Raw genomic sequence first — 24,495 nt, forward strand, 5'->3', positions numbered from 1 at the left:
CTCGATCCCGGATTCCCGAACCATGACGCGCCTCCCCCCCGTCGCCCTCCTCCTTGCCGCCTGCGCGCTGCCTGCCCTGGCCCAGACCGGGGCTCCCGCCGCTCCCGCACCGGCCCAGCGCTCCCCGGCCACCGCCGCGCCCACGCCGCCCGCAGCGGCCCCTGCCGCCGCCACCCCCGCCGATGCGGATCCGGTGCTGGCCCGCGTGGACGGGCAGGAGATCCGGCTGAGCGAGGTGATGGAAACCGCCGCCGAGGCCCTGCCGGCCGAGCTGCGGAACGTGCCCCCCGCGACGCTGCGCGCGCTGCTGCCCCCGCAGGTCTTCGGGCAGCTGGTGGACCGTGCGGTGACCGACCGCGTGCTGGTCGCCGCCGCCCGGCGCGAGGGGCTGGAGCGCGACGAGGATGTGCGCCGCCGCGTCCGCGCCTTCGAGGAGGGTGAGCTGCGCGACGCGCTGCTGCGCCGCGAGATCGTGCCCAAGCTGACCGACGAGGCGCTGCGCGCCCGCTGGGAGCGCGACCGTGCCGGCCGCCCGGCGGAGGAGGAGGTGCGCGCCCGCCATATCCTGGTGCGCGAGGAGGCCGATGCCCGCGCGATCATCGGGGAGATCCAGCGCGGCGCGAATTTCGAGGAGGTGGCGCGGCGCCGCTCCACCGACCCGGCGGGGCGCAGCAATGGCGGCGATTTGGGCTTCTTCCGGCGCAACGACATGGTGCCGGAATTCGCCACCGCCGCCTTCAACCTCCAGCCCGGGCAGATGACGCCCAACCCGGTGCGGTCGCAATTCGGCTGGCACGTCATCCGCGTCGAGGAGCGGCGCACCGGCCAGGGCCCGGGCTTCGACGAGAGCCGCGAGGCGGTGCGCCAGTCCATGATCGAGGAGGAGGTGCAGGCGATGATCACGCGGCTGCGCCAGGCGGCGCGGGTCGAGATCGTGGAGCCGCCGGCGCCGGCCGGGGTGCAGGCCGACCCGCCGCCGCGCCCGGGCGCGCCTTCCGCCAGCCCGGCACCCGCTCCGACGCCGGCGCCCGCCCCCGCTCAGCGGCGCTAGGCTTCATGCGCGTCCTCGCCATCTGCGGCAGCCTGAGGGCCGCCAGCCTGAACCGGAAGCTGCTGCGCACCGCCGCCGAGCTCGCGCCCGGGGGCATGGTGGTGGAGGAGACGGGGATCCGCGGCATCCCCGTCTTCGATGAGGATATCGAGGCGAAGGGGCTGCCCGATGAGGTCGCCGCGCTGCGCGAGCGCTGCTTCGCGGCGGACGGGCTGCTCTTCGTCACGCCGGAATATAATTACGGCATCCCCGGCGGGCTGAAGAACGCGGTGGACTGGCTGTCCCGCCGGGTGGACGGGAAGCAGCCCTTCAAGGACAAGCCCTGCGCGATGATGGGCGCTTCGGGCGGGATGGGCGGGACGATCCGCTCCCAGCTCCAGCTCCGCCAGTCCATCCAGCTCCTGGGCGCGCTGACCATGCCGGGGCCGGAGGTCTTCGTCGCCCAGGCCAACTCGCGCTTCGACGCGGAAGGCAAGCTGACCGACGCGCCGACGCGCGCGGCGGTGGAGAAGTTGATGGCCGCTTTCGGCCAGTGGATCGCGCGGATGAAAGGTTGAGAATGGCGCTTCCCCCCTCCCCCCTCGCCCTGCCCTTGCCGGAGATGCCCGCCATCGCGGGGGTCGAGATCGCCTCCGTGGCGGCCGGCATCCGCTACAAGGCGCGCGAGGACGTGACGGTGTTCCGCTTCGCGCCGGGCACGACGGCGGCGGGGGTGTTCACCCGCAATCTCTGCCCCGGCGCGCCGGTGGATTGGTGCCGTGCCGCCCTGCCCGGCGGCAAGGCGCGGGCGCTGGTGGTGACGGCGGGCAACAGCAACGTCTTCACCGGCAAGGCGGGGCGCGAGACCTGCGAGCGCACCGCGCGCGAGATGGCCGGGCTGCTGGGCTGCCGCCCGAAGGAGGTGTTCCTGGCCTCTACCGGCGTGATTGGCGAGAAGCTGCCGACCGAGGTGTTGCTGGCTTCCCTTCCCGGCGCGGTGGAGAAGCTGGAGACGGATGGCTGGGCCGGCGCGGCGCGCGCCATCATGACCACCGACACCTTCGCCAAGGGCGCGGTGCGGACCGCGCGGATCGGCGATTCCGAAGTGAGGATCTGCGGCATCGCCAAGGGCAGCGGCATGATTGCGCCCGACATGGCGACCATGCTGTCCTTCCTGGCCACCGATGCGAAGATTCCGGCGCCCGTCCTCCAGGCGCTGCTGAAGCGCGGCGTGGACAAAAGCTTCAACTGCGTGACGGTGGACAGCGACACCTCCACCTCCGACACGGTGATGCTCTTCGCCACCGGCCAGGCGAAGCACCCGCGCGTCGCGGCGGATGCGAAGCCGTCCTCGCTCAAGGATTTTGCCCGCGCGCTGGACGAGGTGCTGCACGAGCTCGCCCTCATGGTCGCGCGCGACGGCGAGGGGGCGCAGAAGCTGATCACGGTGAAGGTGACCGGCGCCGCTTCCGCGCGCTCGGCGCATCGCGTCGCGATGTGCATCGCCAATTCGCCGCTGGTGAAGACCGCCATCGCGGGCGAGGACGCCAATTGGGGCCGCATCGTCATGGCGGTGGGCAAGGCGGGCGAGCCTGCGGATCGCGACCGGCTTTCCGTCGCCGTGGGCGGCACCTGGATGGCGCGCGAGGGCGAGGTGGTGCCCGGCTACGACGAGACGCCCGTGGTCGCGCACATGAAGGGGCGCGAGGTGGAGATCACCGTGGATCTGGGGCTCGGGCGCGGCGCGGCGACCGTGTGGACCTGCGACCTGACGCACGGATACATCGACATCAATGGCTCCTACCGGAGCTGAGGGGCCGCTCCTGCGGACGGAGCGCCTCGTGCTTCGTCCGCTGGAGCGCGGCGACGTGCCGGCGCTGACGCGGCTGGTCAACGACTATTCGGTCGCGGGCAAGCTGGCCCGCGTTCCCTTCCCCTATCGCGAGGAGCTGGCGGAGGAATGGATTGCCTCCACCGCCACGCAGCGCGCGCGGGGCGAGGGCTATCACCTCGCCGTCACGCGCGACGAGGCGCTGGTGGGCTGCGTCGGGCTGACCGTGCAGGGCAAGGAAGCACCGGAGATCGGCTACTGGATCGGGCGGCGCTTCTGGGGCCAGGGCCTGGCGCGCGAGGCGGCAGGGGCGCTGCTGGAATGGGCCGAGGGCGAGCTGGGCACCGCCACTTTCCGCGCCAGCGCCCTTTCCGACAATTCGGCAAGCCATGCCGTGCTGCGCGCCCTGGGCTTCGAGGAGGCGGGGACGGGGCACGAGCCCTTCCTGTCGCGCAACCGCGCCATGCCCGTCACCTATTTCCGCCGCGCCGGGCCACGCAAGCCGACAGAGCGGCCGATCCTGTTGGTCGCCGCCTGCGCGCTCGTGGACCCGGAGGGGCGCGTGCTGCTGGCGCAGCGCCCGAAGGGCAAGCCCATGGCCGGGCTGTGGGAATTCCCCGGCGGCAAGATCGGCCCCGGCGAGACGCCCGAGACCGCGCTGATCCGCGAGCTGCGCGAGGAGCTGGGCATCGAGACGCGCGAGGCCTGCCTGTCGCCGCTCTTCTTCGCCTCCCACGCCTATGAGCGTTTCCACCTGCTGATGCCGCTCTATGTCTGCCGGCGTTGGGAGGGGCGGGCTGAGGCGCGCGAGGGACAGGAACTGGCCTGGGTGCGCCCCGCCCGCATGGGCGATTATCCCATGCCGCCCGCCGACATCCCGCTGGTCGCGCTGCTGCGCGACTTCCTGTGAGGAGCACCGCATGACCAATCCCACCGCCTGCCTGCTGATCATCGGCAACGAGGTGCTGTCGGGCCGCACGCGCGACGCGAACCTGCAATTCCTGGCGACGCGGCTGGGCGAAATCGGCATCCCGCTGCGCGAGGTGCGGGTGATCCCCGATGTGCCGGAAACCATCATCGGCACGGTGAACGAGGTGCGGGCGAAGTTCGACCACGTCTTCACCACGGGCGGCATCGGCCCGACGCATGACGACATCACCAGCGAATGCATCGCCGCCGCCTTCGGCGTGCCCTGGGTGGTGCACGAGGAAAGCCGTGCGCTGATGGCGGAGGATTACGCGCGGCGCGACCCGCCGGTTGAGATGAACGCGGCGCGGCTGCGCATGGCGACCTTGCCCGAGGGCGCGGTGCCGATCCGCTGCTCCATCACCTCGGCGCCCGGATTCACTATGGGCAACGTCCATGTCATGGCGGGCGTGCCGCGCATCATGCAGGCGATGTTCGAGGTGATCGCGCCCACGCTGCGCGGCGGGGTGCCGGTGGTGTCGCGCACCGTCCATGCGGTGGGCGTGTTCGAGGGCAACATCGCTGAAGCGCTGGAGGCGGTGCAGAAGCGCTTCCCGGCGCTCGACATCGGCTCCTACCCCTTCTACCGCAAGGTCGAGGCGGGCGTGTTCTCCGGCGGCGGCGTGGCGCTGGTGGCGAAGGGGACGGACCCGGCCAGCGTGGATGCGGCGGCGGAGGCGATCACCACCATGCTGCGCGGGATGGGCGCGCAGCCGGTGGAGGGAGAACCGCCCGCTTGACCGTCCCGGGCGCCGCCTGGCTGCGCCGGTGGGCCCTGGAGGTCGCTTCGAGCTTCTGGCTGCGGCCTTCGGCGATGGTGGTCGCCGCGGTGGTGCTGGCCGAGCTGCTGGTGCGCCACGAGAACAGCATCTCCCTGCCCGGCTGGATGGAAGCATGGATCTATGCCGGCGGGATTTCCGGCGCGCGCGGCGTGCTGGCCGCCGTCGCGGGGGCGATGATCGGGGTGGCGGGAACCACCTTCTCCATCACCGTCGCGGCGCTCAGCCTCGCCTCCGACCAGATGGGGCCGCGGCTGCTGGGCAATTTCACGCGCGACCCGGGCAACCAGTATGCGCTCGGAGCGCTGCTCGCGACCTTCGCCTTCTCGCTCGTCACGCTGCGCGCAGTGCGCGAGGTGGGCGAGGAGGTGTTCGTGCCGCAGCTGGCCGTCTCGGTCGCCCTGCTCCTGGCGGGTATCTGCGTGGGCGTGGTGATCTGGTTCATCCACCACGTCGCCTCTTCCATCAACATGGACAATGTCGTGGCGCTGGTGCGGGAGGACCTGACCCGCGCGCTGCGCGCCCTGCCCCGGCGCGCGGATGGCGACGAGCTGGCGCAGCGCCCCCAGCCGCATGCCGATGCCGGCGGCGGGAAACTGCGCCTGAAGGAGAGCGGCTACCTGCGCCTGCTGGATGACGAGGCGCTGGCCGATTGGGCGGAGAAGCGAAATGCGCGGCTGCGCCTGCTCATCCGGCCGGGCGACTTCGTCTTCCCGGGCCGCCTGGTGGGGGAGGTGCAGCCGCCGGAACTCCAGGAGGAGGCGGAGAAGGCGCTGAGCGATGCGGCTTCAGTCGGGCGTTCGCGCATCGTGAACCAGGACCTGGAATTCGCGGTGAACCAGATGGTCGAGATCGCGGCCCGCGCCCTTCCGCCCGGCGTGAATGATTCCTTCACCGCCATTGCCGTGCTGGACCAGTTCGGCGCCGTGCTGTGCGAGATGGAAGAGCGGCTTCTGCCGGATGGCGTGACGTGGCGGGGCGAAGTGCCACGGCTGTGGCGATCCGCCTCCGACTATGCGGGGATCGTGGACGCGATGTTCCACATGATCCGGCAATCCGGCGCGATGCAGCCACCGGTCATGATCCGGCTGATGGAAGTGCTGGGCGCGGTGGCGGAGGTGGAACGCGATGCCGGGCGGCTGGAGGTGCTGCGGCACCATCTGGAGCTTGCGCATGGCGCGGCCTGCGCGGCGACGGAGGACCCTTCCGCCCAGGCGGCCTATGCGGAGCGGCGCGAGGCGGCGCTGCGGGCGATCGCGGGGGAAGAAGGGAAGCGCAAGGGAGGCGGATGACCGCCTTCCTGAACGGGGCCTAGGCGGGTTGGAACACGAAGTTGTTCGCGTAGCCGCCTGCCCGGTCCGGCCGCTGATGCTTCTCCAGGGAGAAGGCGGCGATCGGCACGTTCTCGCCGCGCCAGAGAAACCACCCCTGGTAGCCGCGCTGCAGGAGATGGCGAAACAGCTCGAAGGGTTGGCCGGGCTGGTGCGCGGCTTCGGACTCGATGAGGAGCGTGGGCCGGTCGCGACGGAGTATGTGCTCCGCGCCGCGCAGCACTTCCATCTCGTGGCCTTCCACGTCGATCTTCACGAAGCCCACCGGCTCGGACACGACGTCGTCGAGGCGCCGCAGCGGAACGCGCAGCGTCTCGCCCTGGACGGGGCTGCCGGGATGGAGCGACGCACGCCCATCATCCTCCGGCGGGATGCGAAGCTCGGCGGAGCCTTCTCGATCCGAGAGAGCCATGGAGTGGATCGTGACGTTCCGTGGGAGCTTTTCCTGCAGCTCCATCGCGAGGGCAGGTTGCGGTTCGAAGCAGTGCACGCGCGGGCAGATGCGGGCCAGACGCCCCGCGTAAAGCCCATGGTTGCCGCCGACATCCACGGCAGCGCGGGCCGGATCGGTCAATTCGGGAAGAAGCAGCCACTCGGGCTCGGTGCTTCGCCAGCGTTGCAGCCGCATCTGCTCCACCCTGAAGGCGATTCGCGGCGGAGCAACGCGCAGGACGAGATTGATCAGAGGTGAAAGAAACACAGCTTGAGATCCCTCTGAGCCAAACCCGCAAGATCTCGGATGGTTTTGCGGCGAGCGCTTGATGCAACGCTCCCTTGGACAATGGCCTCGACCGAGGAAGGTTACCCGAAGCTGGGGCCCGTTGGGTCCTGAGCCTGAGACGGATCAGGCGCGCGGACGCCATCCGCTGCGACACGACCGCAGATTCTTCCTTGGCCTGCTCTCCCTCGCCGCTGCGCTCGGCTGGTTCGAGCGAAGCCCTGCGGAGCTGAACCTAAGCGCCTGCCAGCCTGCCGGCATCGCGGCGTGCCTCATAGGCCTTGGCGTGGATATAGGCGGCCTCGTGCAGCTCCTCCGGCACGCCGGCGCGCTTTGCGGCCTCCAGCAGGAAGCGCAGCACATGGTCGGCCTCGATCCGCCGCCCGGCCTCGACATCGCGCGACATGGAGGAGGTCGCCTGCGGGGTCCCGCGGAGGAAGGGAAGGAATTGTCCCTCCAACACTTCGTCGCGCACCGGGTGGCCATGCGCGGCCGCGATCGCGGCGTTGCGGTGGAGCAGGCGCTCCAGCCAGGCCGCGCCGCCTGGAGCGGCGACGACTTCGCCGAGGTTTCCACGCATCAGAACGGTCGCGGTCGCGAAGGTGCCGAAGATCACCAGCTTCTCCCACATCCGCCGAACCACGTCAGGCGCCGCCTCGGCATGCACGACAGTGCCGGCGAACGCCGCCTGGAAGGCGAGCACGCGGGGGCTCATCCGCCCGTCGAGTTCGCCGAACTCGAGCAGTTGCGGGGGTGCGACCTGCCGCACCACGCCCTCCGGCGTCAGCAGGATGACGACCTTGGTCAGCCCACCGAGCACGTGCCCCCGCCCGAACGCCGCTTCGAGCCGTCCAAGGTGGTCGATACCGTTCAGCAGCGGCAGCACCGCCGTTCCCTCGCCGACCACGGGGTGGAGCGTCTCGATCGCGTCATCGAGGTCGTAGGCCTTGCAGGCCAGCAGCACGATGTCCCAGCCCGGGCCGGCCTCGCCGGGGAGCAGTGCCGACACGGGATGGCGGCGGAAGTCGCCCGCGGGGCTCTCGATCACCAAGCCATCGCGCTCGAGCTGGGCCTTGCGGCCGGGCCGCACGAGGAAGGCGACCTCCTTGGCCACGCCGGCCTCGAGCAGCCGTCCGCCGAAATATCCGCCGACCGCACCGGCACCGAGGACGAGGACGCGCATGGCAGCCTCCCGCTCACTGTGGTCGCCGGCAACCAGACGGCCAAGGAAGCCGCCGCTCAGGGCGCCGGAGCGGCTTGAGCCTGCTCCAGAACCGATTGGGAGGAACAGCGAAATCGGGGCGGGTCGGCCTCCTTCCCGGTACGCCGAGGGCGGCGAGGCGGCTGAAGCAGGCCCCGCGCCGCCGACAGCCCTGGGTTCAGGCGGTGATGGGAATTAGCCCAGCTTCGCGATGCGGAGCGCCGTCTGGCCGGGGCGCGGCAGCAGGTTCGGGATCACCAGCAGGCAGCCTTCCTCCGGCGCGCGGATTTCCAGCGCACCGTCGCGGGCCAGCAGCGTACCGCCGGGCACCGTCTCGCCGCTGCACCAGGGGCGGGTGAAGCGGAAGGCGGGGCTGCGCGCGGTGACGGTGCGAACCACGCGGGCGAGTCGCGGCGTCTCCATGCGCGGCTCCTCCGGCGCGCCGGGCAGCAGGCCGGTGAGGGCGAGGAGGCGTCGCGCCACGCGGTCCATGCGCTGCACGGTTTCTTCCTCCCAATGCCATCCCGCCTCCAGCAGGAGGCCGCGCCGTGCGGTGACGCCGGGCGGGAGGTAGTCGATCAGGCGCAACCCTTCCTCGTGCCCGTGATCGGCGACGGTGAGGGGCGGGGCGCCGATCTGCATGGCGAGGTCGGCGGCCTCGGGCGAGGCGCCGACCAGGAAGAGCGGGTCGCCCGGCCAGAGCATGGAATGGAGGTCCAGCACCACGTCGGCCGAGTCGAGAACCGGGCGCAGGGCGCGGGCGCGGCGCAGCTCGGAGGAGCGGCGCGGTCCTTCCAGCTGTTCGCGGTCCCAGAGGCGATTCAGATCCTCCTCCAGGAAGCGGGAGGCGGTGGGGTCTTCCGGGTTGAAGCGGCTGAAGGCGTCGAGATTGGCGAAGACCAGGGTCAGGCGACCGGCTAGCGGCCGCAGCCCGGCGCGCAGCCAGCGGTCGAGCAGCACGGCGCCCGCGATCTCGTTGCCATGGGTGAGGGCGACGACGCAGACATGCAGGCCGGGCTCCACGCCCTCGAAGCTCCACACGCCGGGAAGGACATTGCCGTCGCGCCAGGGTCCGATCTCCGGCGCCGCGAGAGCCGGGCGGCGCGGCGGGGCGCCGACGCTTTCCAGCAGCGTGGCGACGTCCCGCATCACGCGGCGCGCCCTCCGGCGCGGCGCGCGCCCCTCTCCACGGCGCGTCGGATCCCCTCCATGGTGAGAGCATATCGCCGCGCCGGAGGGAGTCCATGTCACCACCCCGTATCGCCGTCCTGGGCCTGCACCTGGAGGCCAATGCCTTCGCCCCGCCCACCACCCTGGCGGATTTCGCCGCGCAATGCCTGGTGCGCGGGGAGGAGATCTCGGCGCAGGCACGGGCGCCCTCCTCCGCCCTGCCGGCGGAGCTGCCGGGCTTCTATCGCCGCATGGACGAGACGGGGCCCTGGGTGCCCTGCCCGGTGCTGGTGGCGAACTCGCCGCCCGGCGGGCCGATCGAGCAGGGTGTGTTCCTGTCCTTCCTGGACGAGATGCGGCGCGGCCTGCTGGCTTCGCTGCCGCTGGACGGGGTCTATGTCGCGAATCACGGGGCCAGCAGCGCCACGGGCGACGAGGACAGCGACGGCACCATGCTGGCGATGATCCGCGAGGTGGTGGGGCCGGCCGTGCCGGTCGTCGTGACGCACGACCTGCACTGCAACGTGAGCGAAAGGCTGGTCGCGCTGTCGGATGCGCTGATCGTCTATCGCACCAACCCGCACGTGGACATGGCGGCGCGGGCCGCGGAAGCGGCGGATGCGCTGCGCGAGATGCTGGCCGGGATGCGCACGGCCAAGTCCTTCATCCGCCTGCCGCTGATCCCGCCCACCGTGACGCTGCTGACCGATAACGGCCCCTATGCCGATCTGATCCGCGAGGCGGAGGCGATGATGGCGCGCGACCGGCGCCTGCTGAACGTCAGCGTCGCGGGTGGCTTCGTGTTCAGCGACCTGCCCAAATGCGGGATCACCGTGACGGTGACCGCGCGTGACCGCGACCAGGCGGCGGCGGACGAGGCGGCGCGGATTCTGGCGGAGCGCGGCTGGGCCGACCGGCACCGGCACACAAGGCGGCTGCTGAGCCTGGAGGAGGCCGCCGCCCTAGCCGTCGCCGCCGGCGAAGGGCGTGAGAAACCGGTCATCTTCTCCGATGCGGGGGATAATCCGGGCGGCGGCGGGCGCGGCTCGACCACCTACACGCTGCGGGCACTGCACGAGGCGGGGGCGAAGGGCGTGGTGCTGGGGCTGTTCGTGGATCCGGCCCTCGCCGAGGAGGCGCACAAGCTGGGCGAGGGCGCGCATTTCCACGCCGTGTTCAACCGGGTGGAGAGCGAGTTCTCCCGCCGCTTCGAGAGCGGGGCGCGGGTGGTGAAGCTGACGGATGGCAAGGGCACCGGGCGGCGCGGGACCATGGCCGGGCGCGACTTCGAGCTGGGGCGGACGGCGCTGCTGGAGCTCGACGGCTCGGGGATGCAGGTCGTGGTGATCTCGCTGCGGCGGCAATGCCACGAGCCGCGTACGCTGGAGATGCACGGCATCGACATCGCGCAGGCGCGCACGGTGGTGGTGAAGTCGCGCGGGCATTTCCGCGCCGGCTTCGACGAGTTCTTCCCGCCCGACCGCATCTTCGAGGTGGACAGCGCCGGGCTGACCTCGCCCGTGCTGAAGAACTTCAACTGGCGGCGTCTGCCACGTCCGAGCTTCCCGCTGGATGCGGAGGCGGAGTTCGCCCTGGGCTGAGGCACGGGCCGGCTACGCGCCTTCCTTGGCCTCCCGCGAGACGAGGTGGGCCGTTTCCGCGAAGAGGCGGGACGCGGGTGTCAGGCTGCGGCCGCCGAGCGTCACCAGCGCGATGGGCCGCCGGGTCTCGGGGAGTTCCACGGGCAAGGCTGCGAGGAACGGGTAGTGGACGGGGAAGCGCAGCATCGCCGAGGGGCCGATGCCCAGAAACCGCCCCGTCCGCAGCATCGCCACCCACATCTGCACGGACCGGGAGAAGACCGTGGCGCGCGGCGGCTCCAATCCCCGGTTCTGGAAGGCCTTCAGGATGAATTGCCCGAGGAAGCTGTCATAGGGCGGCAGTGCCCAGGCTTCGCCTAGCAGTTCGGCAAGCGTCGTGGCGCCCTGCTGGACCAGCGGATTGCTCCGGTCGGCCACCACCCTCAGCGCGTCGTCGAACAGGATTTCCGCATGCAGATCCGGCTCCGCGCGTGCATCCGCGATCCGCGTAATGGCGAGGTCGAGGTCGCGGTCGCGAAGCCTTTGCAGCAATTCGGTCGTGTGGGCGACCTCGACGCGGAAGCGAAGCCGGGAGTGGCGGCGGGACAGGTGGTCGATGACGGCGGACACCACGGCGGTCATCGGTTCCGTCGCACCGACGCGCACCTCGCCCTGCGACGGGTCGGCCAGGTAGCGAAGCTCCTCCATTCCCTGCCGCAGCTCGTCGAGCATGGCGGCGCTGCGCGCGAGCAGGACGCGGCCGTAATCGGTCGCCACGACTCCGCGCGGCGACCGGTCGAGCAACGGGACACCGAGGGTGCGCTCCATCTCGGCGATGGCCTTCGAGATGGCCGATTGGGACAGGGCAAGCCGTTCCGCCGCCTGGGCCATGCTGCCGAGATCGGCCACCACGCGAAGCGTGTGGAGGTCGCGGATCCGGAGGCGTCGCGCGACGCCCTCATCTGCCTGCATGAGGCCTATTCCCGCTGGTCATCCCGATATGACCAGATACCACTTCCGTTCATAGCCTCTGGGGTCGTCTGCTTCCTGGGCCGCTTCCCGCGAAAGCACGGCGCCCAGCAGCGAGGACGATATGCCCGGTCAGCAGAGCATGGCGGCGCCCGGTCGCCGCACGATCCTCGCCCTGCTGCCCGGGCTCGGAGCGGCGCCACCCCGCGGCGCGGCGCAAGCGGACGGCGCTTCCGCCTGGCCGCAGCGCCGCGTGCGCATCATCACGCCCGCCCCACCCGGCTCTTCCCTCGACTTGGTCGCGCGGCTAATGGCCGAGCGACTGGGCGCGCGCTGGGTCCAGCCGGTCACCGTGGAAGGGCGGCCGGGCGTCGATGGCATCCCCGCCCTGGAAGCCATGATCGCCGCTGCGCCGGGGGATGCGCTGTTTCTCGCCAATCACGGCGCCGTCACGGTGACACCCCTCCTCAACCCGCGCCTCGGCTTCGATCCCATGGCCGCGCTCTCGCCCATCTTGGATCTCAGCACCGACCTTTTCGGCGTCGCCGTGCCGGCGGCACTTCCCGTGCGGGACCTGCCGGGCCTCGTCGGCCATGCCCGTGAGAATCCGGGGCGGCTCAACTACGCGGCCGCGCCTGGGCCGCCTTACCTCGCGATGCGCGCCTTTCTGCGCGACGCGGAGCTCGACATGGTCCATGTCGGGTTCCGCGGCATCGGCGCGGCCACGGTGGCGGAGATGCTGGCCGGGCGGCTCCATGTGGTGCTGGCGCCCCTGACGCCCCTCGCGGGGGTGGCGCGCGAGGGGCGGCTGCGCGTGGTCGCCGTCACGGGAGGGGAGCGCGCCCCCGCCCTGCCCGACGTGCCCACCAGCGCCGAGCAAGGCTTTCCGGGCTTCCGCCAGGAGGGAATCCACGGGCTGTTCGGCTGGAAGGACATGCCGGAGGCCTTGCGGGAGCGCATCGCCAACGAGGCCAATTCTGTCCTGGCCGATACGCTCCTGGCGGAACGGCTGCGTGGGATGGGACTGCTGGCCCGCTCCGGCGGCACGCCCGCGAGTTTCGCCGCCCTCCTCGCGGAGCAGCGAGAGCGCTGGGCCGGGCTGGCGCGGGAATTCGGCGCGGCGCCACCCTCATAGGATGGCGCCGGGCGGGTGTTTCAGCCTCGCGCCCGGCTGACCAGGGATTGCAGCGTCGGAAGGTCCACGGCGCCGGGGATCAGCGACTCGCCGATCACCAGGGCCGGGGTGCCCTGGATTTCCAGGGCGCGGGCCAGGGCGACGTTGCGCTCGATGCGGCGGCCGATGGCGGGGTCGTCCATGTCGCGGCGCAGGCGCGGCCAGTCGAGGCGCAGCCGATCGGCCTCGCGGCGGATGACGGGCTCGGTCGGCTCCTCGCGCAGGCGCAGCAGCGCGTCCTGCAGCGGGGCGTAGCGCTCCTGGCGCTGGGCGGCGAGCAGGGCGCGGGAGGCCAGCACCGAGTTGGGGCCGAGGATGGGCAGGTCGATCATGACCACCTTCACGTCCCGGTCGCTGGCGAGGAGCTGCTCCATCACCGGATGCAGCTGCTTGCAGTAGCCGCAGCGCGCATCGAAGAACTCGGCGATGGTGACGCTTCCCTGGGGGTTGCCCTTCACCGGCAGGGTGGGGTCGCGGAACAACGCCTCGGCATTCCCGGCGATGGCGCGGCGCTGGGCGGCCTCGCGGTCGCGCATCTCCGCCTGCTCCAGCCCGGAGAGGGCGTCGCGCAGGATGGAGGGGTCGGTGCGCAGCGCCTCGCGCAGGATGCTCAGCACCTCCTCCCGCTGGGCGGGGGAAAGGGCCTGGGCCAGGGCGCCCGTGGGGGCGAGGGCGGCAAGGGCGAGGAGGGCGCGGCGGTTCATGCGGCGCATGTGGCCGGGCTTCGGCATCCGGACAAGGGAGGGACGCGGTTGCCGGGCGGGGCGCTTCGGGGCAAGAACCACGGGCCATGATCTCCCGCTTCCCGCGACTCGCCATCCTCCTTTCCTCCGGCCTCGCCCTCGCCGGGTGCGAGACGGCGCGATCGGTCACCGCCGGCGTCTTCGGCCCCTCGGCGCAGGCGGGGCAGCCGGGCTTCGTGCGCGGCTTCCTGGGCGGCATCGCGTCCGAGGACCCGATGGCCGCGGCGGCGGGGCGCGAGGTGCTGGCCGCCGGCGGATCGGCCGTGGATGCGGCGGTGGCGGCGAGCTTCGTGATGGCGGTGACCCTGCCCTCGCGCGCCGGGCTGGGCGGCGGCGGGGCCTGCGTGGTGTTCGACCCGCGCCGCAACGACGCCGAGGCGGTGATGTTCGAGGCGCGCGGACGCGCGGGCGGGCTGTCCGGCGCGGATCGTCCGGCGGCGGTGCCGATGATGGCGCGCGGCCTCTTCGCCCTGCACACCCGCCAGCGCACCGGCCGCCCCTTCGAGGAGCTGATCGCCCCGGCGGAGCAGCTGGCGCGATTCGGCGCGCCGATGACGCGGGCGCTGCATGCCGATCTTTCCGCCGTGCAGGGGCCGCTCTTCGCCGATCCGGAGTCGCGGGCAATCTTCAGCCGCAACGGCGTGCCCATCGCGGTGGGCGAGCGGTTCCAGAACCCGGCGCTGGGCGCGACGCTGACGGCGCTGCGCGTCTCGGGCGTGGGCGACCTGCACCAGGGCACGCTGGCGCGGCGGCTGGAGGAGGCGATGCCCCTGGCGGGCGGCGGCACCTATGCCCAGGGCGAGCTGCGGGCGGCGCTGCCGCGCGTGGTGCCGGCCGTGACCCTGGCGGCGCGCGGCGGCGACCGCGCCTCCTTCCTGCCGGAGGCGGGGCTGCCCGCCGCCCAGGCCTTCCAGGCGCTGCTGGCGGGTCAGCAGCCCGGCCCCCTGCCCGGCGCGCTGCCGGCCAGCGCCGGGCTGATCGTCTATGACCGCACCGGGCTGGCGGTGAGCTGCGCCTTCAGCCTGAACAATTTGTTCGGCACCGGGCGCATGGTGCCGGGCATGGGCTTCCTGGCGGCGGCGGCGCCCGGGATCGGGCGGGTCACCGCCGCGCCGCTTTCCGCCGCGATCGGCTGGAACCCCAATCTGCGCGCCTTCCGCGCGGTGGCTGCCGGCTCGGGCCAGGAATGGGCGCCGCTGGCGGTGGCGGCGCCGCTGGCGGCGGCGATGGGGCGCGACGCGGACGCGGCCTCGGCCATCGCGCAGGTGCCGCAGGGCGGGCGGGCGCAGCTCGGCCATTGCCCGCGCTACCTGCCGGGCTGGGAGCAGCTTTGTGCAACGGCGACCGACCCGCGCGGCGCGGGGGTGGCGCTCGGGGCGACGGATCGTTGATCAAGACCGGACGGGGCGCGGAGGCGCCGCCTTTCCTGGTCATGGACGTGATCGCGGCGGCGAATGCGCGCGAGGCCGCGTTGCCGCCGGGCGCGCCGCGCATCCTGCGCATGGAGGTGGGGCAGCCGGGCTTCGGCGCGCCGGAAGGCGCGGTGCAGGCGGCGGAGCGGGCGCTGCGCTCGGGCAGCGCGCTGGGCTACACCGAGGCCTTCGGGCTGCCTTCGCTGCGCGCGCGCATCGCGCGGCATTACCGCGAGCATTACGGGGTGGCGGTGCCGGAGCGGCGCATCGCGGTGACGGTGGGGGCATCGGGGGCATTTCCCCTCGCCTTCCTGGCGGCCTTCGACCGCGGCGACCGCGTGGCGATGGCGGCGCCCTTCTACCCGCCCTATGCCAACATCCTCGCCGCGCTGGGGATGGAGCCGGTGCTGCTGGAATGCGACGCGCAGACGCGCTTCCAGCCGACGCTGGCGATGCTGGAGAAACTGGACCCGCTGCCCGACGGGCTGATCGTCGCCAGCCCGTGCAACCCGGCCGGGACGATGCTGGCGCCGGAGGAGCTGCGCGCCATCGCGCGCTGGTGCCACGAGAAGGGCGTCCGGCTGGTGTCGGACGAGATCTATCACGGCCTGTCCTGGGGCACGGTCGAGGAGAGCACGGCGGCCGCGTTCAGCGAGAGCGCGGTGGTGGTGAACAGCTTCTCGAAATACTGGTGCATGACGGGGTGGCGCATCGGCTGGCTGGTGCTGCCGGAGGATCTGGTGCGGCCCGTCGAGTGCCTGGCGCAGAACATGTTCATCTCCGCCCCGCACGTGGCGCAGGTGGCGGCCGAGGCAGCGATGGATTGCGGGGAGGAGCTGGAGGCGCGCAAGGCGTCCTATGCCCGGTCCCGCGCCGCCCTGTTGGCGGGGCTGCCGGAGGCGGGGTTCGGGCGCATCGCGGCGGCGGATGGCGCCTTCTACCTGTGGTGCGACCTGCATGGGCTGAGCAATGACAGCCTGGATTTCGCCGCACGGATGCTGAACGGCGCGGGGATCGCGGCGACGCCGGGGGTGGATTTCGACCGGACGCGCGGGCACCGGTTCCTGCGGTTTTCGTATTGCGGAGATGAGGGGGCGATGCGGGAGGCGCCGGGGCGGTTGCGGGGGTGGTTGGGGCGGTAAGGGAACGGGCAGGGGGCGGTTTGATGGCTCTCGAAGGGCCCCAAGCTGAGGGCTAGATTTCCTCTCTCGACATGGAGGATGCGCGCGTCAGGTGGGCCGCAATTGCGGCGCTCACCGGCCCTGGATGCGTGATCGGGGACATGTGGCTGGCGCCAGGGATTTCCATGATGCGCGCGTCCGGGATCGCTGAATGCAGGAGGTCGAGAATGCGCCGCGTCGTCGCCCGCGTCCTTTCGCCGCGGATGAGAAGCGTCGGTATCCGCAGGCGTTCGCAATCGGCCAATGGAGCGCCGACATCGATGTCGCCCAGGGCGACTGCCCAGCGGGATTTCCCGGCGGCGGCGAGGGCGTGCTTCTTCACCGGCTCCGGCAGGGCCTCCCAGGCGCCCGGCCCGTTCCAGTAATCGATGATGGGCGCTGCGGTGCCCACAACATCGCCGGCCTCGAACGCCGCCATGGCGCCTTCGGCAACGGCGCGGATTTCCGCGTAGAGGTCGCGCTCGCCCGCATCGCGCAGGAGCCAGAAGGCCACCGGCTCGATGAGGGTCAGGCTGCGCAGTTGGAAGGCGCGATCAGACAGCACGAGCCGCAGGGCGATCATCCCGCCGTAGGAGTGCCCACCAAGTGCAACGGCCCGCCCCCGGCCTGGGCGATGAGGGCGCGAAGGGGCGCAAGCTCGTCCTCAAGCCGGAGGACGGTGTGTGGGTCCCAGGGGCTGCTGCCGCCATAGCCCTGGAGGTCGGGCGCCAGCACGCGCAGGCCGCCTTGGGCGAGGAGCAGTTCGCTGAGAGTGCGCCACTGGCCGGAGGAGCTGGAGGCGGCGTGCAGGAGCAGGACCGGCTCGCCCGAGCCGGCATCCGTGAAGCGCAGCTTGCGGCCGTTGACCTCGATCTCGGGCACGGCGTTGCCTCCGCAGAGGGTTCAGCTTGCTCCCTCCCGCTGGTGGGAGGCAACGCAAACTGATCTGCGGCTTGTCCGGCACCGACGGTGCGCAAGTCCGTCATTCCCGAAGCGGGCTCCGAAAGTCTGCAAGGAAGAAATCCTTGACCATGCCGGTATGTTCTTGCTTTGTTCGGACGTTTGATGTGGGCGGAGGCATGCATGGCGGGGCAGTGCAAGGCGGAGCGGGAAGGTCGAGCGAAAAGCCTCGCGCGCATGCACCGCGTCATGGCGCGGCTCCGCCCCCGGCATCGCCATGCGCCGCGCCTTTCGACGCCGCATGAGTGGCGCCCGCTGACGGAAGCGGAGCTGCGCTTCGTGTGGCCGGTGCTGGAGATGGTGTGCGCGCATGAGGTGGGGCGGCCTTCGGGGCTGCCGCTGCTCGCGCGGTTCGAGGCGGTGCTGGAGGCGGCGATGCACAGGCGACCCTGGCGGGAGGTCTCCGTGGGCGCGGCGCCGGGGGTGAAGGGCGACACGCTGCACCGGACGTTTCGCCGCTGGACGCAGCGCAAGCTGTGGATGATGCTGCTGATCAAGCTGGCGGAGGAGAAGCCGGGCCTGCCGGCGCTCGAATACTTCGTCTGCCGCGCCTATCGGCGGGCGTGGCGCGGCCAGGGGCTGCGCGGGGTGCTGGTGGCGCGGGCGACGGGGCTGGCTTCGGCGCTGCGGGCGCCGTTCTCGCGCTTCCCGGACCCGGATTTGTCCGCGCGCTGCCATCGCCGGATCATCCTGCCCGGGATGCGCCGCGTGCCGGACTGGCCGGACGCGGTCGCCACCGGGTTCTTCCGGCTGTGCCGGGCCTTGTTCCGCCTGTTCAGCGGGACGCGGCGCATCCGCCGCGCCTGGGAGCCGGCGTGAGTGGCGCCGTCAGCGCGACAGCTGCGCGATCTGCTGCCGCATGGCGTTCAGCAGCGCGGCCACCTGGTTGCCGCCGCGCTGGATCACGGCGGAATACTCGCTGCGCTGGGTGAGGCGGAGCGAGGCGCCCTCCGCCACCAGATCCACGATGCGCGGCTGGCCGTTCACGTCGGCCACGCGCCAGTCGAGGGTGAAGGCGGCGCTGCCGGGCCGCTGAACGATGGTGGTGACCAGCGCATCGTCCTCCGTGCGCTGCTGCGCGCGGCCGAGGGCGAATTGCACGCCCTGGTACTCGCCGAAGCGGGAGGCGAGGTTGCGGATCAGCACCTCCTCGAAGAGGCGCAGGAACTCGGCCTGCTCGGCCGGGGAGGCGGCGCGCCACCAGCGGCCGAGGATGAAGCGGCCCGTGCCCTCAATGTCCACGGAGCGGCGCAGGATGTCGGCCACGGCGGCGCGGCGGCGCTCGACCGGCGCGTTGGAGTTCAGCACGCCCACCAGCTCCTGGCCCGTCGCCTGGATGAAGGCGGCGGCGCGGGCGGGGTCCATCTGCGCTAGAGCGGGCAGGGCGGGAAGCGACAGGAGCGCGGCGCCGAACAGGGTCCGGCGGGACAGGCGGGGGGTGGTCACTGGCATGTTCCTCGAAACGCGGCCCGCTTCCCCTCGGGGGAAGGGTCAGCGGGGGTTGGGGTCGGACGGGGTCTGTCCGACGGAGCCGAAGCCGGTGCTGGGCACGGGCATCTCCGCTCCGGTGCGGTTGGCGATCTCCGTCTGGCGGCGCTGGCGATAGCCGGAGCGGATGGTGGTGTAGGGGTCGAGCGAGGTGCGGCGCACCTCGTCCAGCACGTCCAGCACCTCCTCGCGCGTGTCGAGGATGGTGAGGCCGAAGCGCGCCCAGCGCAACGCTTCCACCACCTCACCCTGGCCGATCCAGTTCCAGGGGGAGGCGACGGCGTCCACTGCCAGCCCGGCGAGGTCACGCGGGTTGGAGGGGCCGATGACGGGCAGGAAGAGGTACGGGCCTTCGCCCAGGCCCCAGACCGCCAGGGTCTGGCCGAAATCCTCCGTGTGGCCGGGCATGCCGAACTGCCATTCCGCCACGTCGATCAGCCCGCCGAGGCCGAGGGTGGAGTTGATGACGAAGCGGGCGGCCGTGCGGAAGGCGCGCTCCGGCTGGGCCTGGAGGATGTCGTTGGCGAGGACGGTGGGCGCGCGCAGGTTGGACAGCGCGTTGCGGATGCCGGTGCGCAGCGGCGGCGGCACCACGGTGCGGTACACCACCGCGGCGGGGCGCAGCGCCACCGTGTCGATCGCGTCGTTCACCTGGAACATCGCACGGTTGAACGGTTCCAGCGGGTCGTTGTTCGCCCGGAACTCCTGCAGCGCCTCGCGGTCCGTGGCGGGGGGCGGCGTGGCGCATCCGGCCAGGCCCATGAGGAAGGCTGCCGAGAGGAGGGCGGACCGGAGGCGCATGGGGGCTGGCTGTCCTTCAGGGCTGGAGCCCGGTTGGGCGGAGGGCTTCGCGTGATTAACTTGGGCGAACACGGCAGGTTTACCGCCGCGGCACGGTTCCGTGCAAACCCTCTTGCGCCGGGACGCGGCGGACGCCATTGCTGCCGAGCCATGGACACCGCCCCCAACACCCTCGAGCGCTGGCTGACCGGCCCGCGAATTGGCACCCTGCCCTCGCCGACCGCCCTGCCGGTGCCGAAGCTGTCCTTCGAGTTCTTCCCTCCGAAGAACGAGAAGATGGAGGCCGATCTCTGGGCGGCGATCCGGCGGCTGGAGCCGCTGGGGCCGCGCTTCGTATCCGTCACCTATGGCGCCGGCGGCTCCACCCGGTCGCGCACGCATGACACGGTGGCACGGCTGGTGCAGGAAACCAGCCTGACGCCGGCGGCGCACCTCACCTGCGTCGGCGCGACGCGCGAGGAGGTGGACGAGGTGGCGCGCGCCTATTGGGAGGCCGGGGTGCGGCACATCGTCGCGCTGCGCGGCGACCCGCCGGCCGGGGCGGAGAAGTATGAGCCGCATCCAGGCGGCTATGCCCAGGCCGAGGACCTGGTGCGGGGTCTGCGCCGGATCGGCGATTTCGACATCAGCGTCGGCGCCTATCCGGAGACGCATCCGGCGGCGCTTTCCGCCGATGCCGACCTGGACTTCCTGAAGCGCAAGATCGATGCCGGGGCGAACCGGGCGATCACCCAGTATTTCTTCGACACGGACGTGTATCTGCGCTTCCTGGACCGCTGCCACGCGGCCGGGATCACCCTGCCCATCGTGCCGGGCATCCTGCCGGTGGCGAACTTCACTCAGGTGAAGCGTTTCTCCGGCATGTGCGGGGCGTCGGTGCCCGGCTGGCTGGAGGCGCTGTTCGAGGGGCTGGAGGAGGATGCGGGGACGCGTCACCTGATTGCCGCCACGGTGGCGGCGGAGCAGGTGCGGATCCTGCAGGCGAACGGGGTGGACGAGTTCCACTTCTACACGCTGAACCGGGCCGACCTGACCTATGCCATCGCGCATATCCTGGGGGCGCGGCCGCAGAAGAACGCGCCTCAGGAGGCGGGCTGAGCCTCTGGCACTAGCCGCGCATAGACCGTGCGCAGCAAGAATGGGCTGAGAAACAGGGGAAACTGGCAGAGCGCGAAGAACATCAGGATTCGCGCATCCGTCGCGGCGGGCAGCACGGCGAGGTAGAGGGCCATGTTGCGGTTGCCGGAGAGCAGCCCGGCCGACAGGGCGACCTGCCGGCCGAAGGCGCCGAAGGCCAGCACCGTGGCGAGGTTGAGGGCAAAGGAGCCGGCGAAGGCCAGGGCGATGCCGGCCAGGACGAATTGCGGCTCGGCCAGGAGGCGGGCAAGGATGCCGTCCATCACCCCGAAGCCGTAGAGCACGACCAGCAGCACGGAGGCGCCATCCACCGCCCTGCCCCATTCCGCGAGGCGCCGGGGGCCGAGGATGCGGCGGATGGCGATGGAGAGCAGCAGCGGCAGCCCCACCACCAGCGCCAGGCGCAGCATCAGCCCTTCCAGCGAGATGGCGAGGTCGATCCCCATCAGCCCCAGCGCCAGGGGCGGCGCGGTGAAGGGCACCAGCAGGGTGGAGAGCACGGCGGCAACGAGCGAGATCTCGCCATCCAGCCCGACGAGGCGGGCAAAGGCGGGGGAGGAGGTGGCGGCGCAGCCCGTGGCCATGATGACCAGCGCGGCGGCGAGCGGCCCCTCGAAGCCCAGCGCGGCGCAGACCGCCCAGGCCAGGACCGGCGAGGCGACCAGCAGCCAGATCAGCAGGGCCAGCACCAGCAGCGGCCGGCGCAGGTAGCCCAGCACCTGCACCGGGTCCACCCGCAGCAGCACCAGCGTCATCAGGGAGAAGACCACCGGCGTGACCACGTCGCGCAGCAGCGCGGCGAGGGGCGGGGTGAAGAGTCCGACAAAGATTCCCACGGCCAGAAGCGCAGCGCCCTTGCGGGCCGACCATTCGAGGAAGTGCCGGATTTCCTGCAATGCGCTTCGCCATTGGTGGTGTTGGCCGGATGTTCTATAGCCCCGGCCGTGACGGCAACCCCTCCCCTCCCCGAATACCTGTCGCGGCTGAATCCCGAGCAGCGCGCGGCGGTCGAGACGCTGGACGGCCCATTGCTGGTGCTGGCGGGCGCCGGCACCGGCAAGACGCGCGTGCTGACCACGCGCTTCGCCCATCTGCTGATGACGGGCCGCGCCCAGCCGCATCAGGTCCTGGCCGTGACCTTCACCAACAAGGCGGCGCGCGAGATGCGGGAGCGAGTGGGCGCCATCCTACAGCGTCCGGTGGAAGGGCTATGGCTTGGCACCTTCCATGCGCTGGCGGCGCGGATGCTGCGGCGCCACGCGGAGCTGGCCGGGCTGCGGCCGGATTTCACCATCCTCGACACGGATGATCAGACGCGCCTCCTGAAGCAGGTGATGGACGCGGCGGGGGTGGACCTCAAGCGCTGGCCGCCGGCCGGGCTGATGGGGGTGATCCAGCGCTGGAAGGATCGCGGCCTCGCGCCGGGCAAGATCCCCGTGGCGGAATCGAGTGACTACGCCAACAACCGGGCGGAAGCGCTCTATGCCGCCTACCAGGCGCGGCTGGCGGCGCTGAATGCCTGCGACTTCGGCGACCTGCTGCTGCACGTGACGGAGATCCTGCGCAACAACCCGGAGGTGCTGGAGCGCTACCACCGGCTGTTCCGCTACATCCTGGTGGACGAGTACCAGGACACGAACCTCGTGCAGTACATGTGGCTGCGGCTGCTGGCGCAGGGCCACAAGAACATCTGCTGCGTGGGCGACGACGATCAATCCATCTACTCGTGGCGCGGCGCGGAGATCGAGAACATCCTGCGCTTCGAGAAGGATTTCCCCGGCGCCACCATCGTCCGGCTGGAAAGCAATTACCGCTCGACGCGTCCCATCCTCGCCGCCGCCTCCCACCTCATCGCCCGCAACCAGGGGCGGTTGGGCAAGACGCTGCGCCCGGGCCGCCGCGACGCGGATGGCGAGCAGGTGTGCATCGTCTCGCTCTGGGACAGCGAGGAGGAGGCGCGCACCGTGGGTGAGCGCATCGAGCAGGCGCAGCGCAAGGGCACCTCGCTGTCCGAGATCGCCATCCTGGTGCGCGCCGGCTTCCAGACCCGCGCCTTCGAGGAAAGGCTGATCACCCTCGGCATTCCCTATCGCGTCTTCGGCGGCGCCAAGTTCTATGAGCGGCAGGAGATCCGCGACGCCATCGCCTATTTCCGCGCGACGGTGAGCGCGAGCGACGACCTGGCCTTCGAGCGCATCGTCAACGTGCCGAAGCGCGGGCTGGGCGACACGGCGCTGACTTCGCTGCACGTCACGGCGCGGGAGCAGTCGGTGCCGCTGCGCGTGGCGGCGGAGCGGATGGTGGAGGGCGGCGCGCTGCGCCCCAAGCCGCGCGCCGCGCTGCGCGAGCTACTGGACGGCATGGCCCGCTGGCGCGAGGCGATGGAGCGCGAGGGCCATGTGGTCGTGGCGGCACGGCTGCTGGAGGAAAGCGGCTACACCGAGATGTGGAAGAACGACCGCTCGGCCGAGGCACCGGGGCGGCTCGACAACCTCAAGGAATTGCTGCGCGCCATGGCCGACTTCCCGGACATGGCCGCGTTCCTGGAGCACATCGCCCTGGTGATGGAGAATGACGACAAGGCGGAGGGCGAGAAGGTGTCGCTGATGACGCTGCACGCCGCCAAGGGACTGGAATTCGACATGGTCTTCCTGCCGGGCTGGGAGGAGGGTCTCTTCCCCTCGCAGCGCTCCCTCGACGAGGGCGGCGCCAAGAGCCTGGAGGAGGAGCGGCGCCTCGCCTATGTCGGCATCACGCGGGCGCGGAAATGCTGCGTGATCACGCACGCCGCCAATCGCCGGATCTACGGCAACTGGACTTCCTCCATCCCCTCGCGCTTCCTGGACGAGTTGCCGGAGGGCGAGGTGACGCGCGAGGGGGCGGAGCGCCGGCCCATACCGGTCCCCTCCTCCGTCTTCGGCGGCGGGCCCTTGCTGGGCACGCGGCGGCCACGGCTGATCGAGGCCGGCGCCTGGGAGGTGGAGTCGCGCCCGGCGCAGAAGGTCGCGGTGGGCAGCCGCGTCTTCCACCAGAAATTCGGCTACGGCACCGTGACGGCATCCGAGGAGGGTCGGCTGGACATCGAGTTCGAGAAGGCGGGCACCAAGCGCGTCATGGCCAGCTTCGTGGAGGTCGTCCATTGAAGCGCCACCCCCAGCCTCTGGAGACCCTCGTGCTAGACGGGCTGCCGGAGGAGGCGGTGCCAGCCTTCGAGGCGGCGCTGCTGTCGGTCAGTGCCACGGTGGCGCTGTTCCGGGACGAGCCGACGGATACCTGGCGGATCGAGGCGGTGCGCGAGGCGACGGCCGATCCCGCCGCGCTGCAGGCGGCGCTCGCCCTCGCCTCCGGGCTGACGGGGCATGAGGCGGCGCTGGAGCGGCACGACACCGAGGCGGATGGCTGGCTGGCCCGCACGGTGGAGGCCTTTCCGGTCATGGCGGTGGGGCTGCGCTTCCTGCTTCGCCCGACCCATGTGCCGCAAGACCCCGTCTATGGGCGCATCGCGCTGACGCTGGATGCCGGGCTCGCCTTCGGCTCGGGTGAGCACAACTCGACGCGCGGCTGCTTGATGGCGCTGGAGGCTCTGCCCCGGCGTGGGCGGCAGCGGGCGCGGGTGCTCGACCTCGGCTCCGGCAGCGGCATCCTGGCCATGGCGGCGGCGAAGCTCTGGGGCTGCAAGGTGCTGGCCACGGATATCGAGCCGTGGTCGGTGCGGGTCGCGCAGGACAACGCGGTAATGAACGGGCTGCGCGGGCGGGTCCGCGCCATCCTGGCCGATGGCTGGCGCGCCGCCGCAGTGCGGAGGCCCGCGCCCTATGACCTCGTCTTCGCCAACATCCTGGCGCGGCCGCTCTGCGCCATGGCGAAGGACCTCGCGGATCATCTGGCGCCGGGCGGCACGGCGATCCTGGCCGGGCTGCTCGGGACGCAGGTGCCGATGGTGCTGGCAGCGCACCGGCGCCAGGGTCTGGTGCTGGAGCGGCGGCTGGACCTGGCGCCCTGGGCGACGCTGGTGCTGCGGAAGCGGGGCTGAGCGCCGCGTTTC

At 71.6% G+C, this 24,495-nt stretch carries 22 protein-coding genes and 1 pseudogene; 14 read left to right on the forward strand and 9 right to left on the reverse strand.

Annotated elements, in window-relative coordinates; translation table 11 throughout:
- Positions 1-22 precede the first annotated feature (22 nt).
- Genes JTJ31_RS06055 through JTJ31_RS06080 form a run of 6 tightly spaced genes read left to right on the forward strand, consistent with a single transcriptional unit; the run spans position 23 to position 5,898 of the window.
- Complete coding sequence (locus JTJ31_RS06055) at positions 23-1,051, forward strand: peptidylprolyl isomerase (RefSeq protein ID WP_207537709.1); 1,029 nt, start codon at positions 23-25, stop codon at positions 1,049-1,051.
- A 5-nt stretch (positions 1,052-1,056) separates the two neighbouring features.
- On the forward strand, positions 1,057-1,608 hold the full coding sequence (locus JTJ31_RS06060) for an NADPH-dependent FMN reductase (protein ID WP_207537710.1): 552 nt from the start codon (positions 1,057-1,059) through the stop codon (positions 1,606-1,608).
- A complete protein-coding gene (argJ, locus tag JTJ31_RS06065) occupies positions 1,605-2,843 on the forward strand; it encodes a bifunctional glutamate N-acetyltransferase/amino-acid acetyltransferase ArgJ (RefSeq protein ID WP_207537711.1) in 1,239 nt (412 codons plus the stop codon). Before JTJ31_RS06060 ends, argJ begins: the two co-directional genes overlap by 4 nt.
- Positions 2,824-3,771, forward strand: a complete 948-nt coding sequence (locus tag JTJ31_RS06070) for a bifunctional GNAT family N-acetyltransferase/(deoxy)nucleoside triphosphate pyrophosphohydrolase (RefSeq protein ID WP_207537712.1) — start codon at positions 2,824-2,826, stop codon at positions 3,769-3,771. The genes argJ and JTJ31_RS06070 overlap by 20 nt, the downstream gene beginning before the upstream one ends.
- A gap of 10 nt (positions 3,772-3,781) precedes the next feature.
- Positions 3,782-4,567: a competence/damage-inducible protein A gene (locus JTJ31_RS06075; RefSeq protein WP_207537713.1), complete on the forward strand. Its 786-nt coding sequence runs from the start codon at positions 3,782-3,784 to the stop codon at positions 4,565-4,567.
- Positions 4,564-5,898, forward strand: a complete 1,335-nt coding sequence (locus tag JTJ31_RS06080; RefSeq protein ID WP_207537714.1) for a DUF2254 domain-containing protein — start codon at positions 4,564-4,566, stop codon at positions 5,896-5,898. Before JTJ31_RS06075 ends, JTJ31_RS06080 begins: the two co-directional genes overlap by 4 nt.
- A gap of 19 nt (positions 5,899-5,917) precedes the next feature.
- On the opposite strand, the gene JTJ31_RS06085 is transcribed toward JTJ31_RS06080, so the two are convergent.
- The 3 genes from JTJ31_RS06085 to JTJ31_RS06095 form a co-directional block, all read right to left on the reverse strand.
- Complete coding sequence (locus JTJ31_RS06085) at positions 5,918-6,637, reverse strand: FkbM family methyltransferase (RefSeq protein ID WP_207537715.1); 720 nt, start codon at positions 6,635-6,637, stop codon at positions 5,918-5,920.
- Positions 6,638-6,890: 253 nt separating this feature from the next.
- Positions 6,891-7,838 carry a ketopantoate reductase family protein gene (locus JTJ31_RS06090; protein WP_207537716.1) on the reverse strand — a complete coding sequence of 316 codons (948 nt, stop codon included), beginning with the start codon at positions 7,836-7,838 and terminating at the stop codon, positions 6,891-6,893.
- 213 nt (positions 7,839-8,051) lie between these two features.
- Positions 8,052-9,005, reverse strand: a complete 954-nt coding sequence (locus JTJ31_RS06095; RefSeq protein ID WP_207537869.1) for a M14 family metallopeptidase — start codon at positions 9,003-9,005, stop codon at positions 8,052-8,054.
- 95 nt (positions 9,006-9,100) lie between these two features.
- On the opposite strand from JTJ31_RS06095, the gene JTJ31_RS06100 reads away from it, so the two are divergent.
- Positions 9,101-10,627, forward strand: coding sequence for a M81 family metallopeptidase (locus JTJ31_RS06100; protein ID WP_207537717.1), 1,527 nt, complete (start codon positions 9,101-9,103; stop codon positions 10,625-10,627).
- Positions 10,628-10,639: 12 nt separating this feature from the next.
- On the opposite strand, the gene JTJ31_RS06105 is transcribed toward JTJ31_RS06100, so the two are convergent.
- Positions 10,640-11,578 (reverse strand): LysR family transcriptional regulator, encoded by a 939-nt coding sequence (locus JTJ31_RS06105; protein WP_207537718.1) that lies wholly within the window; start codon positions 11,576-11,578, stop codon positions 10,640-10,642.
- A gap of 139 nt (positions 11,579-11,717) precedes the next feature.
- On the opposite strand from JTJ31_RS06105, the gene JTJ31_RS06110 reads away from it, so the two are divergent.
- Entirely contained in the window at positions 11,718-12,710 is a 993-nt protein-coding gene (locus JTJ31_RS06110; protein ID WP_207537719.1) for a Bug family tripartite tricarboxylate transporter substrate binding protein, read from the forward strand.
- Between the two features lie 20 nt (positions 12,711-12,730).
- Here the strand turns inward: JTJ31_RS06110 and JTJ31_RS06115 are convergent, their stop codons facing one another.
- Positions 12,731-13,534 carry a DsbA family protein gene (locus tag JTJ31_RS06115; RefSeq protein ID WP_328805682.1) on the reverse strand — a complete coding sequence of 268 codons (804 nt, stop codon included), beginning with the start codon at positions 13,532-13,534 and terminating at the stop codon, positions 12,731-12,733.
- Positions 13,535-13,539: 5 nt separating this feature from the next.
- Between JTJ31_RS06115 and JTJ31_RS06120 the strand changes: the two genes are divergently transcribed.
- Together JTJ31_RS06120 and JTJ31_RS06125 are read left to right on the forward strand one after the other, a co-directional pair.
- Positions 13,540-14,883, forward strand: coding sequence for a gamma-glutamyltransferase (locus JTJ31_RS06120; RefSeq protein WP_207537720.1), 1,344 nt, complete (start codon positions 13,540-13,542; stop codon positions 14,881-14,883).
- A complete protein-coding gene (locus JTJ31_RS06125) occupies positions 14,880-16,046 on the forward strand; it encodes a pyridoxal phosphate-dependent aminotransferase (protein ID WP_457852400.1) in 1,167 nt (388 codons plus the stop codon). The genes JTJ31_RS06120 and JTJ31_RS06125 overlap by 4 nt, the downstream gene beginning before the upstream one ends.
- 52 nt (positions 16,047-16,098) lie before the next feature.
- On the opposite strand, the pseudogene JTJ31_RS25335 reads toward JTJ31_RS06125, so the two are convergent.
- Positions 16,099-16,946, reverse strand: a pseudogene (locus JTJ31_RS25335) (alpha/beta fold hydrolase).
- A gap of 201 nt (positions 16,947-17,147) precedes the next feature.
- Between JTJ31_RS25335 and JTJ31_RS06140 the strand changes: the two are divergent.
- Positions 17,148-17,843 (forward strand): hypothetical protein, encoded by a 696-nt coding sequence (locus JTJ31_RS06140; RefSeq protein WP_207537722.1) that lies wholly within the window; start codon positions 17,148-17,150, stop codon positions 17,841-17,843.
- Positions 17,844-17,852: 9 nt separating this feature from the next.
- Here the strand turns inward: JTJ31_RS06140 and JTJ31_RS06145 are convergent, their stop codons facing one another.
- Entirely contained in the window at positions 17,853-18,470 is a 618-nt protein-coding gene (locus JTJ31_RS06145) for an MlaC/ttg2D family ABC transporter substrate-binding protein (RefSeq protein WP_328805683.1), read from the reverse strand.
- 45 nt (positions 18,471-18,515) lie between these two features.
- Positions 18,516-19,313 carry an MlaA family lipoprotein gene (locus JTJ31_RS06150; protein ID WP_207537724.1) on the reverse strand — a complete coding sequence of 266 codons (798 nt, stop codon included), beginning with the start codon at positions 19,311-19,313 and terminating at the stop codon, positions 18,516-18,518.
- 150 nt (positions 19,314-19,463) lie between these two features.
- Here JTJ31_RS06150 and metF point away from each other — a divergent pair, with 150 nt between their 5' ends.
- Positions 19,464-20,411 carry a methylenetetrahydrofolate reductase gene (metF, locus tag JTJ31_RS06155; protein ID WP_207537725.1) on the forward strand — a complete coding sequence of 316 codons (948 nt, stop codon included), beginning with the start codon at positions 19,464-19,466 and terminating at the stop codon, positions 20,409-20,411.
- Here the strand turns inward: metF and JTJ31_RS06160 are convergent.
- A complete protein-coding gene (locus JTJ31_RS06160; RefSeq protein WP_207537726.1) occupies positions 20,396-21,346 on the reverse strand; it encodes a hypothetical protein in 951 nt (316 codons plus the stop codon). The genes metF and JTJ31_RS06160 overlap by 16 nt on opposite strands.
- Before the next feature lie 48 nt (positions 21,347-21,394).
- On the opposite strand from JTJ31_RS06160, the gene JTJ31_RS06165 reads away from it, so the two are divergent.
- Together JTJ31_RS06165 and JTJ31_RS06170 are read left to right on the forward strand one after the other, a co-directional pair.
- Entirely contained in the window at positions 21,395-23,593 is a 2,199-nt protein-coding gene (locus JTJ31_RS06165) for an ATP-dependent helicase (protein ID WP_207537727.1), read from the forward strand.
- On the forward strand, positions 23,590-24,483 hold the full coding sequence (locus tag JTJ31_RS06170; protein ID WP_207537881.1) for a 50S ribosomal protein L11 methyltransferase: 894 nt from the start codon (positions 23,590-23,592) through the stop codon (positions 24,481-24,483). The genes JTJ31_RS06165 and JTJ31_RS06170 overlap by 4 nt, the downstream gene beginning before the upstream one ends.
- Positions 24,484-24,495: the final 12 nt, after the last annotated feature.

The sequence above is a fragment of the Sabulicella rubraurantiaca genome (assembly GCF_017355885.1).
GTDB lineage: Bacteria > Pseudomonadota > Alphaproteobacteria > Acetobacterales > Acetobacteraceae > Roseococcus > Roseococcus rubraurantiacus.